13 protein-coding genes are annotated in these 14,123 nt (G+C 41.0%); 9 read left to right on the top strand and 4 right to left on the bottom strand.

The annotated features are described in order from the left end of the window. Positions 1-20: 20 nt before the first annotated feature. From prmA to H5089_RS09155, 9 genes are all read left to right on the top strand, one after another. Positions 21-902 (top strand): 50S ribosomal protein L11 methyltransferase, encoded by an 882-nt coding sequence (gene prmA, locus H5089_RS09195; protein WP_002957801.1) that lies wholly within the window; start codon positions 21-23, stop codon positions 900-902. Between the two features lie 282 nt (positions 903-1,184). Further along, on the top strand, positions 1,185-2,156 hold the full coding sequence (dusB, locus tag H5089_RS09190) for a tRNA dihydrouridine synthase DusB (protein WP_024597553.1): 972 nt from the start codon (positions 1,185-1,187) through the stop codon (positions 2,154-2,156). A gap of 19 nt (positions 2,157-2,175) precedes the next feature. Then, on the top strand, positions 2,176-2,466 hold the full coding sequence (gene fis / locus H5089_RS09185) for a DNA-binding transcriptional regulator Fis (protein ID WP_002957804.1): 291 nt from the start codon (positions 2,176-2,178) through the stop codon (positions 2,464-2,466). 324 nt (positions 2,467-2,790) lie between these two features. Continuing rightward, entirely contained in the window at positions 2,791-4,377 is a 1,587-nt protein-coding gene (gene purH, locus H5089_RS09180; protein WP_024603688.1) for a bifunctional phosphoribosylaminoimidazolecarboxamide formyltransferase/IMP cyclohydrolase, read from the top strand. Between the two features lie 106 nt (positions 4,378-4,483). Then, the gene (locus H5089_RS09175) at positions 4,484-5,305 is read left to right on the top strand and encodes a class I SAM-dependent methyltransferase (RefSeq protein WP_024603687.1); all 822 of its coding nucleotides are present in this window, start codon (positions 4,484-4,486) and stop codon (positions 5,303-5,305) included. A gap of 15 nt (positions 5,306-5,320) precedes the next feature. Further along, positions 5,321-6,604 (top strand): phosphoribosylamine--glycine ligase, encoded by a 1,284-nt coding sequence (gene purD, locus H5089_RS09170; protein ID WP_182712047.1) that lies wholly within the window; start codon positions 5,321-5,323, stop codon positions 6,602-6,604. Positions 6,605-6,715: 111 nt separating this feature from the next. Next, on the top strand, positions 6,716-9,256 hold the full coding sequence (locus H5089_RS09165) for an EAL domain-containing protein (protein WP_182712046.1): 2,541 nt from the start codon (positions 6,716-6,718) through the stop codon (positions 9,254-9,256). Between the two features lie 22 nt (positions 9,257-9,278). Next, positions 9,279-10,088 carry a DUF2797 domain-containing protein gene (locus H5089_RS09160; protein ID WP_024597548.1) on the top strand — a complete coding sequence of 270 codons (810 nt, stop codon included), beginning with the start codon at positions 9,279-9,281 and terminating at the stop codon, positions 10,086-10,088. A 6-nt stretch (positions 10,089-10,094) separates the two neighbouring features. Continuing rightward, positions 10,095-10,388, top strand: a complete 294-nt coding sequence (locus H5089_RS09155; protein WP_002957811.1) for a hypothetical protein — start codon at positions 10,095-10,097, stop codon at positions 10,386-10,388. A gap of 13 nt (positions 10,389-10,401) precedes the next feature. On the opposite strand, the gene H5089_RS09150 is transcribed toward H5089_RS09155, so the two are convergent. From H5089_RS09150 to H5089_RS09135, 4 genes are all read right to left on the bottom strand, one after another. After that, a complete protein-coding gene (locus tag H5089_RS09150; RefSeq protein WP_182712045.1) occupies positions 10,402-11,319 on the bottom strand; it encodes a histone deacetylase family protein in 918 nt (305 codons plus the stop codon). 85 nt (positions 11,320-11,404) lie between these two features. Further along, positions 11,405-12,946 carry a serine hydrolase gene (locus H5089_RS09145; protein WP_182712044.1) on the bottom strand — a complete coding sequence of 514 codons (1,542 nt, stop codon included), beginning with the start codon at positions 12,944-12,946 and terminating at the stop codon, positions 11,405-11,407. A gap of 15 nt (positions 12,947-12,961) precedes the next feature. After that, on the bottom strand, positions 12,962-13,456 hold the full coding sequence (locus tag H5089_RS09140) for a gamma-glutamylcyclotransferase family protein (RefSeq protein ID WP_024597545.1): 495 nt from the start codon (positions 13,454-13,456) through the stop codon (positions 12,962-12,964). A gap of 27 nt (positions 13,457-13,483) precedes the next feature. Then, positions 13,484-14,122, bottom strand: coding sequence for a LysE family translocator (locus H5089_RS09135; RefSeq protein ID WP_024597544.1), 639 nt, complete (start codon positions 14,120-14,122; stop codon positions 13,484-13,486). Between the last annotated feature and the right edge of the window lies 1 nt (position 14,123).

Here is a 14,123-nt window from a genome sequence, read left to right as displayed (position 1 = left end):
TCTATTTGAAGGAAATAACCATGGCTTGGATCCAAATTCGTATTAATGCCAATGCTGCAACAGCTGATGCCGTAAGCGATCTATTAATGGAAGCGGGTAGCGCTTCAGTAACCTTTATTGACGCAAAAGACACCCCTATCTACGAGCCTAAAATTGGCACCGTTGTGTTCTGGGCTGATACCACAGTTATTGGCCTGTTCGAAGCTAATCATGATATGAACGCAGTCGTTGCGTTATTGAAGCGCCATGATGAGCTAAAAGACAATTTAGTATACAAAATCGAGCAACTTGAAGATAAAGACTGGGAACGTGAATGGATGGATAACTTCCACCCTATTCAATTTGGCGAAAAACTATGGATTTGCCCAAGCTGGCGCGACATTCCTGACCCTGATGCTGTAAATGTATTGCTAGACCCTGGCCTTGCTTTTGGCACGGGTACGCATGCAACAACGGCCTTGTGCCTTAAATGGTTAGAAAGCCAAGATCTGACGGGTAAAACGGTTGTTGATTTTGGTTGTGGCTCAGGCATTTTAGGTATTGCAGCTATAAAACTAGGTGCAGAGCGTATGATTGGGATAGATATTGACCCTCAAGCGCTTGAAGCAAGCCTTGATAACGCGAACCGAAATGGTGTTGCAGACAAACTTGAAGTATACCTTCCAGAAAACCAACCTGAATTTAGTGCAGATATAGTAGTGGCCAATATTTTAGCCCAGCCACTTCGCGAATTACATAGTGTGATTTTAGGGTTATTAAAGCCAGGTGGTAAAATTGCCATGTCGGGTATTTTAGAAGAACAAGCGCAATCGGTTGCTGACATTTATGCACCGTTCATTGAACTAGATGACATTGCCGTTGAAGGTGATTGGACTCGAGTAAGTGGCACTAAAAAAGCGTAATAAATCGAACAATCAAATCTAGAGCATTAACTCAAAACATGCATGTAAAGCCTGTATTTAACAGGCTTTACTATTTTTTTACATATCAAAAAATTTTCTAGTTATCTTGTAAAAAATAAAATCTGTATGAATTTCAAACAAATCAACCTACTTGTCATGTGGTTATCAAATGTCAATACGAAAAGGGCAAAAAAAAGTTACTTTTGTTCAATTTATAGCCTTTGATTTTTGTGAAAAAAACCGTAAACTTAGCGCCCCTTGAAAAGAGGCCTATTGAATATAGTGCGTATCGGTAAATACCAACTTGAGAATAATGTAATTGTCGCGCCAATGGCAGGCATTACAGACAGACCATTCAGACAACTTTGTCGACGCTTAGGTGCGGGCTTAGCTGTGTCTGAAATGCTATCGTCAAATCCTAAGGTTTGGAAAACAGAAAAGTCGATGAACCGTATGGATCACAGCGGTGAGTCGGGTATACGCGCGGTGCAAATTGCAGGAGCAGATCCTGAGCTTATGGCGCAGGCCGCACAATTCAATGTTGCTAATGGTGCACAGATCATAGATATCAATATGGGGTGCCCAGCAAAAAAAGTGAACAAGAAACTCGCAGGCTCTGCCTTATTACAGTTTCCTGAACTTGTGGAAGAGATTATTGATGCAGTTGTTAATGCTGTTGATATACCTGTGACACTTAAAATCCGTACAGGATGGGATCCGGATAACCGTAATGGTGTAGAGATTGCGAGAATAGCTGAACGTTATGGCATTGCATCACTTGCTGTACATGGGCGTACGCGCGCATGTATGTACAAAGGTGAGGCTGAGTACGCCACGATTAGGGATATAAAACGTTCAGTGTCGATTCCTGTAGTTGCCAATGGTGATATTACATCACCAGAAAAAGCAAAACAGGTTTTAGACTATACGGGTGCAGATGCCATTATGATTGGCCGAGCCGCCCAAGGTCGCCCTTGGATATTTAGGGAGATAGACCACTATTTGCGAACTGGGGAACATTTACAGCCACCTGCTATTGCAGAGGTGCGCAGTATATTAATGGAGCATTTAACAAACCTCCATATGTTTTACGGTGAGCCAATGGGAGCGCGAATTGCTCGCAAACATGTATCTTGGTATTTGCAAACCCATGACAGTGATGGTCAGTTTAGGCGAGTATTTAATGCGCTCGACAACCCACAGGCACAGGTCGTCGCATTAGAGCAATACTTTAAAACACTAGCAGCTAACTAAGAAAGAAAGAGACTTAATAATGTTCGAACAAAACGTGACTTCTCCATTTATCACTAACCCTCATGTTCAGTCACACGAGAAACCGCAGCCATTGCGTGATGCAGTAAAAAAAGCTGTTCACCACTATTTAAAGCAGCTTAACGGTCAAGATGTGCAAGACGTTTACGACCTTGTTCTTTCAGAGCTAGAAGCGCCATTACTTGAAGAAGTAATGACATATACACGTGGTAACCAAACTCGTGCAGCAATTTTACTAGGTATCAACCGTGGTACTTTACGTAAAAAGCTTAAAAAATACGGCATGAACTAATACCAATTATATTGAAAGCGTAAGTATTCTAACGAGCTAAACAAGCCCATAACGTCGTTAAAAGTTTTTTATGTAGATAACTACACTGCAAAATTTTTGCCTTGTTATAGACTTGTTTTTCTATCGTTATTACTACTTACTAATCCAATACAACTGGTATTTTGCAAAAAAAGCACCTTAGGGTGCTTTTTTTATGCCTACAGTTTATTAACTAAATTGCAAAATGCTCACGCTTATTGAGCCTTTATAAGTCGTTTTTTGAGTAGTAATCAGTTAAAATGCCCGCTTCTAAGCTAGCTCATTAACTGAGGAAATCAAACTACAATGGATACTCATCGTCCCATTCGTCGCGCACTATTAAGTGTGTCTGATAAAACCGGTATTGTTGAATTTGCCCGCGCACTTGAAGCGCAAGGCGTTGATATTTTATCAACTGGCGGCACATGTAAACTACTTGCTGATAACGCCATAAAAGTGACTGAAGTATCAGATCACACAGGCCACCCTGAAATCATGGATGGTCGCGTAAAAACCCTTCACCCAAAAATTCACGGCGGCATATTAGCCCGTCGCGGACAAGATGAAAGCGTAATGGCAGATAACAACATTTCTGCTATCGACATAGTTGTAGTTAACTTATACCCCTTTGCGAATACAGTCGCTCAAGAAAACTGCAGCCTTGAAGATGCCATTGAAAACATTGATATTGGCGGCCCTACAATGGTTCGTGCAGCAGCTAAAAACCACAAAGATGTAACAATCGTGGTAAACGCAAGCGACTACGACCGTGTTATTAGTGAAATGCAAAACAACAATGGTTCAACAACGTACAAAACACGTTTTGATTTAGCGATTGCCGCCTACGAGCACACTGCACAATACGATGGCATGATTGCTAACTACTTCGGTAAAATGGTGCCTGATTACACCGAGGAAGCTGCTGTAGAGACTAAATTCCCACGTACTATCAATATGCAGTTCACTAAAAAGCAAGATATGCGTTACGGTGAAAACTCACATCAAGATGCTGCTTTTTATGTTGAAAATGACATTGCTGAAGCATCAGTTGCAACAGCAACTCAATTGCAAGGTAAGGCCCTTTCGTTTAACAACATTGCAGATACCGATGCAGCACTTGAATGTGTTAAAGAATTTGACGTACCTGCGTGCGTAATTGTAAAACATGCTAATCCGTGTGGTGTTTCAATTGGCGACAATATTCTACAAGCATACGAGCGCGCTTTTAAAACAGACCCTACATCAGCATTTGGTGGCATTATTGCCTTTAACCGAGAGCTAGATGCAGCAACTGCACAAGCAATTGTTGACCGTCAGTTTGTTGAAGTAATTATTGCACCTAGTATTTCGAGCGACGCTGCAAAAATTGTTGAAGCTAAAAAGAACGTGCGCCTATTAGAATGTGGACAGTGGACAGGTAAAGCAGCTGGCCAAGATATTAAACGCGTTAACGGCGGTATTTTAGTTCAAGACCGCGACTTAGGCATGGTAACGCAAGGCGACTTAAAAGTTGTTTCTAAGCGCCAGCCTTCTGAGCAAGAACTTAAAGATTTACTGTTTTGCTGGAAAGTAGCTAAATTTGTTAAATCAAACGCAATTGTTTATGCCCGTGACGGTATGACCATTGGTGTAGGCGCAGGCCAAATGAGCCGCGTATACTCAGCTAAAATTGCAGGTATAAAAGCCGCCGACGAAAACCTTGAAGTTAAAGGTTCAGTTATGGCGTCTGACGCATTCTTCCCATTCCGTGATGGCATTGACGCAGCCGCAGCCGCTGGCATTACTGCGGTAATTCAGCCTGGTGGCTCAATGCGTGATGAAGAAGTGATTGCAGCTGCTGATGAAGCTGGCATGGCAATGGTACTAACTGGTATGCGCCATTTCCGCCACTAATCACACAAAGGGTTAAACGTTGGTTTAACCCTTTTTGTTTGCTATAAATTCACGTATTCTGATTATTCAATAACCTATTTGAAATTATAATGTGAAGGAACAAACAATGAAATTTGCGCTAAAATCACTACTTGTAGCCACACTAACAATGACATCGACTATGGCGCTTAGCCATAACCACGAATCAAGCCTTGAACATGCACTTCAATCAAGCGAACGCAGTGCTAAAAACAGCGCTCGTGATGAATATCGTCACCCAGCTCAAACACTTGCATTTTTTGGCTTTAAACCAACCATGACAGTTGTTGAAATTGCACCCGGTGGTGGTTGGTATAGTGAAATTTTAGCGCCAGCATTAAAAGAACAAGGCACTTATTTTGCCGCGCACTTTCCTGCTGATTCATCAGTTGGCTACTACCAACGCTCTCTTGCAGGCTTTAAACAAAAAGTAGCAGAAGATGAGCGCTTTAGTAGCGTTAAAATTACTGAGTTTGCACCTGTAACACATTTAGATATTGCGCCAGCTGGCAGTGCCGATATGGTTTTAACATTTCGTAATGTACATAACTGGTATATGGGCAAAGATAAAAGCGGTGCACTAAGTGCATTCCAAGCTTTTTATAAAGCCCTTAAACCAGGCGGTACATTAGGTTTAGTTGAACACCGTTTAGCTGAAGAGCGTGCTGATGAAGATCAAAAAACATCAGGTTATATGAAGCAGAGCTACGTAGTAGACCTTGCTGAACAAGCTGGGTTTGAATTAGTAGCAAGCAGTGAAATAAATGCAAATCCAAAAGATACAGCCGATCACCCTAAAGGTGTATGGACGCTACCACCAAGCTTAAGACTCGGCGAACAAGATGCTGACAAATATAAAGCCATTGGTGAAAGCGACCGCATGACGCTGAAATTTAAGAAACCGCTTTAAATAGGAATTTTCGCCATGAATGTTTTAGTCATTGGCAGCGGCGGCCGCGAACACGCACTTGCGTTTAAAGCCGCTCAAAACACCAAAGTAAATACTGTATTTGTAGCCCCTGGTAATGCAGGTACTGCACTTGAACCAAAACTTGAAAACGTAGCAATAAACGTTGACGACTTAGATGGTTTACTTAGTTTTGCACAGCAAAATAAGGTAGAGCTTACTATTGTAGGTCCAGAAATACCGTTAGTACTGGGTGTTGTTGATAAGTTTCGTGAACATAACATGGCTATTTTTGGACCAACGGCGGGCGCAGCTCAGCTTGAAGGTTCGAAATCGTTTACTAAAGACTTTTTAGCACGTCATAAAATCCCAACGGGCGACTACCAAACGTTTGAACAAATTGAGCCTGCCCTTGCTTATTTAAAAGAGAAAGGCGCGCCAATTGTTGTAAAAGCAGATGGTTTGGCTGCGGGTAAAGGCGTAATTGTAGCCATGACGGAGGCCGATGCCGAAGAAGCTATTCGCGATATGCTTGCGGGTAATGCTTTTGGCGATGCGGGAAGTCGTGTTGTTATTGAAGAGTTTTTAGACGGTGAAGAAGCGTCTTTCATTGTAATGGTTGATGGTAAAAACGTATTACCATTTGCAACAAGCCAAGATCATAAACGCGCTTACAATGGCGATGCGGGTCCTAACACGGGTGGCATGGGTGCATACTCACCTGCGCCAGTTGTTACTGATGAAATCCACCAGCGTATTATGAACGAAGTGATCTACCCTACGGTAGAAGGCATGGCAAGCGAAGGCCATCCGTACACCGGCTTTTTATATGCAGGTTTAATGATTGACGAAACAGGCACCCCTAAAGTAATTGAGTACAATTGTCGCTTTGGCGATCCTGAAACTCAACCAATGATGCTACGTTTGCAATCAGATTTGGTTGAATTGATTGAAGCTGCTAACCGTGTAGAACTTGATAAAACAACAATTGAGTTTGACCCACGCGCAGCCGTTGGTGTTGTACTTGCCGCTAAAGGCTACCCTGGTGATTACCCTAAAGGTGACGCTATTTCGGGGCTAAAAGTGGATTACCCTGCAGATGAAAAAGTGTTTCATGCGGGTACTAAACAAAGTGGCAATGACGTTGTAACCGCAGGCGGTCGCGTATTATGCGCAACAGCACTTGGTAACACTGTTACGCAAGCGCAGCAACGCGCCTATGAGCTTGTTAAACAAATTAGCTGGGATGGTATGGAATATCGTACAGATATAGCTTACCGTGCTATTGCACGCGAGCAATAGCCTATAATACCTATTCATTGGTCTAACCAATTAATTTAACTAAAAAGCGCAGTTTCCCTGCGCTTTTTTAGTGCTACACTAATTAAAAGGTTTTTTAAAAGTAAATTAACGTTGGAACTAAGAACTTTACGTTACCATGCAATTGCTGTTGCCATACTGATTTTTATATTTTTTATAATCAGTACATTGGCATCAAACTTAGTCGTGCCTACACGATATACAATTGATAAAACGGCTCCAATGTACCTCGATTACGCCTACTATATTGACGAAACCAAAACTAAAAAATTCGATACAATCATTAACCAACCTGAATTACTTACTCATCAACCATTTTCAGATGTTCCATGGAGCTTTAGCCAACAAAATTATTGGTTGTTTCTTGATTTAGAAAATAAAAGTCTTAACAAGCAAAATGTTGTAGCACATTTTGACAACCCTATGGTCGATCACCTTACGGTTTATCGCCTCGATAAAAATAACAAACTAATTGAAACATACAAACTCGGCGATAAAGAAGAAGCCCTCTCTTTGTTTGAATACAGCGTACCGCATATTCGCTTTTTAGTAGAAAGAAAATCATCACAACGCCTAGTAATAAAAATAGACACAATAGGCATAAGTAAAACACCTGTAAACTTGTATCGTGATAAAGAGTTTATTGACTTAGTGCGCTCTCAAACTGGGATCTGGGGTATTTTTGTAGGCGTGCTATTGATGGCTGCGCTTTACAACTTGGTGCTTTATTTTGGTATAAAAGACCGTGTTTATTTAATTTATATTGGCTACATCGTCAGCGCTATTACACTAATGGGTGCAGTACTGGGCTTTGGTTTTTATTTATGGCCTAAGCAATGGCAGCTCTTTATTCACGAACAAATTGTGTTTAGTAATTATGGGGTCGCCTTTTTCACCCTTGCTTTTTGCACCATGTTTTTGCGCTATCATAAAGATAAATGTTGGCGTTACAAAATGAGTATAGCTCTACTTTGGCTTATGTTTACTCTTGCTGTATGTAGCTTGTTTATTCCTGAAAATATAGCGGCTCCTATATTTTTTGGTGTAATGGTACTGCTTTATATTACTTGTATTATTTTAATATATAACAAGTTACGCAGTGGTTTTAGGTGGGCTAAGTTTTATGTTTTATCATGGATACCGCTAATTTTTGGTGCGGCAATTCAACCTATGGAACTCACTGGTGTTTTACCGTATACCTTTGCAACCCGCCATGCCTTTTTAGTCGCTATTTTGTGCGAAGTTATTTTAATGGCGATGGCATTAGCAGACAGGGTAAGGTATCAGCGAGAACGTGCGCTTTACCATGCCACGCATACACAACAAACACGATTACTTAATAGCTCCAAGCTAAAACAAGCATTTATGGCACTACAGAGCCAAAATCGCTCAACAACTTTGTGTTTAATAAAAATACGTCACTTTAATTCACTCAATACGATTATTACCTCTTCTCAGGGCTACACACTTATAAAGCATATAGCCAAAGAGCTTGAATTAGAACTCAGCCATGAACGTGAATTTACAAACCTCGAAACAGATTTAAACACCAGTCCTCGCTTAGCCGATTTAAGCAGTGGTGTATTTGCCTGTATTTCTACAAAAACACAAAACCAAGAAATGCTAGAAGCACTACTGACTAAAATAATTAGTAGCCTACCAAAACAATATGAAATTAAAGGGCTAAACCTGCAGCTTAGTTACAGTATAGGTATTAGTAGTGCAGGCAAGACTAACGACTTTGAATATTGGTTAAAGCGTGGTTATTTAGCGCTTAAAAAAGCAAAAGGTAGCGTTAATCAAGTTGGGTCATCGTCAAACGGTAATAATCTGATGATGGACGTTGCTCTAGCCGCTAAGCTGCAACAAGCAATCAAAACAAATCAACTGGCGCTTTATTACCAACCTCAAATAAACTTATTAAGTAACCACGTAAGTGGTGCTGAAGCTTTATTACGTTGGCCCGACCCAACTTACAGCAACTTATCAATTGAAGAGCTAATAATACTTGCTGAACACACAGGTATTATTAACGAGCTAACACTGTGGGTAATAGAGCAAGCTTGTAAAGACATAGTTGAGCTTACTAAAAATGGCTATAACGAGCACACAATTAGCGTAAATTTAAGTGCTAAAAACTTAACCATAAATAATTTAGCCGAAAAAGTAGAAAATATTTTAATTAAATACCAAGTGCCGGCACACTTACTTAAATTTGAACTAACCGAATCGGCCTTCGTAGATAGTCAAGATGCACTTATAAAGTTAGTTGATGAGTTAACCGCATTAGGTATTAAAGTGGTACTGGATGACTTTGGGACAGGCTACGCGTCACTTAGCTACTTAGTTAATTATCACTTTAGTGAGCTTAAAATAGATAAGTCATTTGTTTTTGATTTGCCTAATAACCCAACTCACCAAGTTATTGTACAAACAGCCATTGATATGGCGCATAACCTCAATTTATCAATAACAATTGAGGGGGTAGAAACCCAAGAAATCCATCACTTGCTCAAAGATATGAACGCTGATTCCGCCCAAGGTTATTTATACGCAAAAGCACTGCCTTACACCGACTATTTACACTTCTTAAAAAGCCAATATAGCTTAAAAATGTTAGACTCCTCTTTTTAACATCTTTAGGGGCCAAGTAAAGATGCAAGGCACACTGCGTAAACTAAAATCGAGCTTAACCGAACCAGTACAATATCACTTACCTGTAGGTGAACACTTAGTAGACTTAAATGCATTTATAGGTAAGGAGCTTACGCTTACCTTTAGTGGCACTATTTTATGTTCTAACTGCGGTAAAAAAACCAAAAAAAGCTATTCTCAAGGTCACTGTTTTGTATGTATGCGCAAGCTTGCTAGTTGCGATATGTGCATAATGAAACCAGAAACCTGCCACTACGATCAAGGCACTTGCCGAGAGCCGCAGTGGGGCGAAGAAAACTGCATGATCCCACACTATGTGTATCTCGCTAACACCTCAGGTTTAAAGGTAGGTATTACCCGCCACACACAAATACCGACTCGCTGGGTTGATCAAGGCGCCACTCAGGCATTACCTATTTTTAAAGTGCAAACTCGCCTGCAATCTGGTTTAGTAGAAGTTGCATTGGCTGAATTTATTGCCGACAAAACTAATTGGCGCAATATGCTAAAAGGTCAAAACGACGCAATTGACTTAAAAGCAGCGGCAGCCGAGCTGATCCCACAAATTAGTGAAAAGCTAAACGAGCTCAGTGAATTATTTGGCGCAACAGCAATAGAGCAACTTGATGAAGATGTGGTTGATTTAAACTTTCCAGTAACCGAATACCCAACAAAAATCAGCTCATTTAACTTTGATAAAGACCCTGTTGTAAGTGGTGTTTTACAAGGTATTAAAGGTCAGTACTTAATCTTTGAAAAAGGCGTTATTAATATACGTAAATTTACGTCTTATGAAGTAACCGTAGGCTAACGGGCCATGTTAAACAGCTACCCACAATTATTGGTTATTTATAATGAGCTTGAGATAGCCCATAACCAACAAGAGCAACAAGAGTGCTTGCACAGCGTTACGCAAAGTGAGCTAAGCGATGTGCGAGTACTTAACAAGCAAGGTGACTACCTTAATTTACAAGGCACTGTTTGCCCTAAATTGAATGGCGAGCAACTAGCACAGCTTGTTACAGCTTACTTATTAAATGAAGGGCAATGCTGCCTTGGTAAAATCAAAACCCTAAGTACTGCGCAGGCGTTTGATTTACTAGGGCTATAAACACTCTCTTTATTTAAACCTCAGTAAGCACTTTTATATGCGCTACAGCACTGCGACCTAAAGCTGATAGCGCATAGCCACCTTCTAAATACGAAATAACCCCTTTACAACCGCCCTCTTTAGCAACACCACATAGTTGCTCGGTAAGCCAAATATAGTCATCCTCTACAAACTTTAAGCTTGCCATATCATCTTCTAGGTGAGCATCGAACCCTGCGCTTATAAAAAGTAATTCAGGTTTAAACGCTTTTAATTTTGGTAGCCATTGCCCAGTAAACACCTCTTTTAAATCGTCGCCATTACTGGCAATTGGCAGAGGTGAATTAACTATATGGCTATTATTTTTAACCGCTGTATTTGGATAAAACGGATACTGAAATAACGAACAAAGCAGTACATTTTCGTCATCAATAAAAATATCTTGCGTGCCATTACCGTGGTGTACATCAAAATCCGCAATAGCAATGCGCTTAACCCCTTTGCTTTGTGCGTACTTAACAGCAATAGCTAAGTTATTAAACACACAAAACCCAGATGATGAGTTTTTATTAGCGTGATGCCCTGGCGGGCGTACTGAGCAAAAAGCAGCATCGAGTTTATCGGCAAGTATTTCATCAACCGCTAACAATCCTGCACCTACTGCCCGCTCAATCGCTTTAAACGAATCGGGGCACAGCCACGTATCGCCATCTAAATTAGCGAGCCCTTCTGTTGGTAGCGTATTTTCTACGTGTTTAAGTAAAGCTTCATCGTGAGCAAGTAAATAATGCTCACGCTCGGCCTTGGGTGCTTGTAGGTGTGTTAAGCCAACATCTACGCCGCTGGCAAGTAATCTATCGGTTATGGCATCTAGACGCTCTGGGCACTCGGGGTGGTCGCCTATCATTTTATGCTTACGGCAATGAGGATGAGAAATAACAGCGGTACGCATAAAAAGTCCCTTACAAGGTGTAAAAACTTAATATAGCAAAGCCACCGATGGGTGGCTTTGCGACTTTGGTTTATATCAATATTAGCTATTTTGCTTTTAAATGTAGGTTTCTAAAGTCAAAGCTAAAGTCGGTCACTTGTGTTGATACCGCGCGCATTTTGGCACTGTTTACACGGTTTTGTGAGCTCATTTCAAAACGAATAAACGCATCTGCTTCTAGTAATTTTTCATCCCACTTAACAATAAATGTATTGCCAGTGTAATGCTCAAGAGTGCCTTTCAAGCGTTTAGTGTGGGTAAAATCAATGCGTAATTTACCATCTAACTGCTCAATAATTACATCGCCGTACCAGTCATCGTGCAATGTTCCGGTGTAATTAATATTTGGTAATTGTGGTTGGTAGTCAGCGGGGGCTTCTGGTTTTGCATTAGCATACGCTTGTTGCTTGCCTTCAAAATGACTTTTAGCTAAATCTTCTACCCAGTCTTTATCTTCAAGTTCAAGTGCATCTTCAAGCACTTCATGGGTTACTGCCGAAAGTGCACCAAAAGCTTGTTGATTAGATAAAATAACAATACCGAGGTTTTTCTCAGGCAATAAAGTAACTTGCGATACCATTCCCAAAATACCACCGCCGTGACCTAGCTTTTTAAAGCCGTGGTAGTCTTCAATACTCCAGCCTAACCCATAACCCCTAAACTGCTGATGATACGATTCAAACGCACTTTTAGACGCCATAGATGTAATATGTGGGTGCCACATTTGCGCTTGTTGCTTTTCACTAAATAGCTGCTCGCCACTTGGCATTTTACCGCCTGCTAATTGCGTACGTAGCCATTGACTCATATCGCTTACACTTGAAGCAATAGCGCCTGCGCCTCTAAAGTCCTCAAGGTAGTTCACAAAAAATGGATGAAGCGTGCCATCCATAGGGATATGACCTGTCGCCCAGTTTTTATTACTTTTAGGAATACGTGAAAAGCCCGCGCGTGAGTTATCCATGTGCAGCGGCTGTAATATATTTTTTTCGATGTAATCGTTCCAGCTCATACCCGACACACGTGCAACCACTTCACCAGCAGTAACAAACATCAAGTTGTTATAAGCGTACTTACTACGAAAGCTGCTCGCTGGTTTTAAATACTGTAATCCCGCTAAAATTTCATCAACTGATTTATCGGTACTTGGCCAAATCATTAAATCTCCTTGCCCAAGCCCAAGCCCACTGCGATGACTTAATAAGTCACGAATACGCATTTCGCGTGTTACGTACGAATCGTACAATCTAAACTCGGGTAAATGATCAATTACGCGGTCATCCCAGCTTAATTTACCTTCATCAACCAACTTTGCCAGTGCCGCAGTAGTGAATGCTTTTGTGTTTGAAGCAATACCAAATAAAGTGTCTTTGTTTACTTTTTTGTTGGTATCGAGATTAGTTACACCAAAGCCTTTAGCAAATATTACTTTATCGTTTTCAACAATGGCAACTGCCATCCCGGGTACGTCAAAACGTGCCATTGACGCTTTAATTACATCGTCAACTTTGTTGGTATCAACTTGTGCCCAGCTGCTAAACGTAGTGCCTGCTAATAGTGCAATTGCGGCAAGTTTGGTTAATTTCATATCAATCCTATTTTATTATTTTTGATGAACTGCAAATTCAATTGCTGCGCGCTCTTGATTGGTGTCGCTTTTTTGTGCGCGATTTAATATGGCATCACTGTATTCTTTTGGTACGCCCGCTTCAAGTGAACCGCGATGAACGTGTTTTATGTACCAATCATATGGCAGTACATCGCTGTCATGGGTATTAGCTATATAACAATGTGCGGCTACAGTCTCACCCGTTAAAAGCGTCGGGGCTATATCTACACAATCGTAACCTACGCCCTCAATACCATCTAAAATAGCTTTTTCTTCTTCATTGAGCTCATAAATAACGCCGTAAACCAATGCATCTTCTTTATCGCTTGGACAAATACTGCATTTACCTGAGCCATCTTTAAATAGCATATCAAAAGTAAGCTCGTAGCCTTTAAGTACCGCAGTTCCTACACGCTTTACATTGGGCAAGCGCGCTAACAAACGATTAGATGACATATTAGAACCAAACGAGAAATTATATAGCGGCATTTTTATCTCCTGCGCTTTTTGAATAAGTTAAATAACAACACGTACTGCAAGTGCAATTAAAATAATGCCAATTCCACGGTCAAACCAATAACCGCGTTGTTGGAAAAAGCCCCTTACATTATCTCGAGAAAGCATCATTGAAAGCATTGAAAACCACGCCCAAGTAGCCAATGCCATATACACGCCGTAGCCGACCTGTATGCTAGTAGGTGTTGTTGGGCTAATCACGAGTGTAAATAACGACATAAAAAATAACGTGGCTTTTGGGTTTAATGCATTGGTGAAAAAGCCGCGCCTAAAAGCCACCCAAACGGGTTCCTCTTGAACGGTTTTGTTTTCAACATCTTTTACAGCCTCGCCTTCATTACTTGCAGGCGGTTTTGCAGCTCTAAGAGCTTGTACGCCTAAGTAAGCTAAATATGCACCAGCAAGGTACTTGAGCGCCATAAATAAACTAGGCGATTGCGTTAAAATAAGCGCAACACCTAAAACACAATAGGCAACGTGCAGTAAAATAGCAGCGCCAACACCTGCGCTTGTCCACAATGCATTGCGCCTTCCTTGTTGCACACTTTGCTTAAGTACTACGGCAAAGTCAGGCCCTGGGCTTGCTACTGCAAAAAAATGAGCAATAACAATCAGTAAAAATTCATCTAAGTATTCCACG

It is taken from the genome of Pseudoalteromonas sp. SR45-1 (assembly GCF_014163655.1).
GTDB lineage: Bacteria > Pseudomonadota > Gammaproteobacteria > Enterobacterales > Alteromonadaceae > Pseudoalteromonas > Pseudoalteromonas distincta.
Note: the sequence above shows the minus strand (reverse complement) of the source record. Positions and strands in the feature narration are given on the sequence as shown.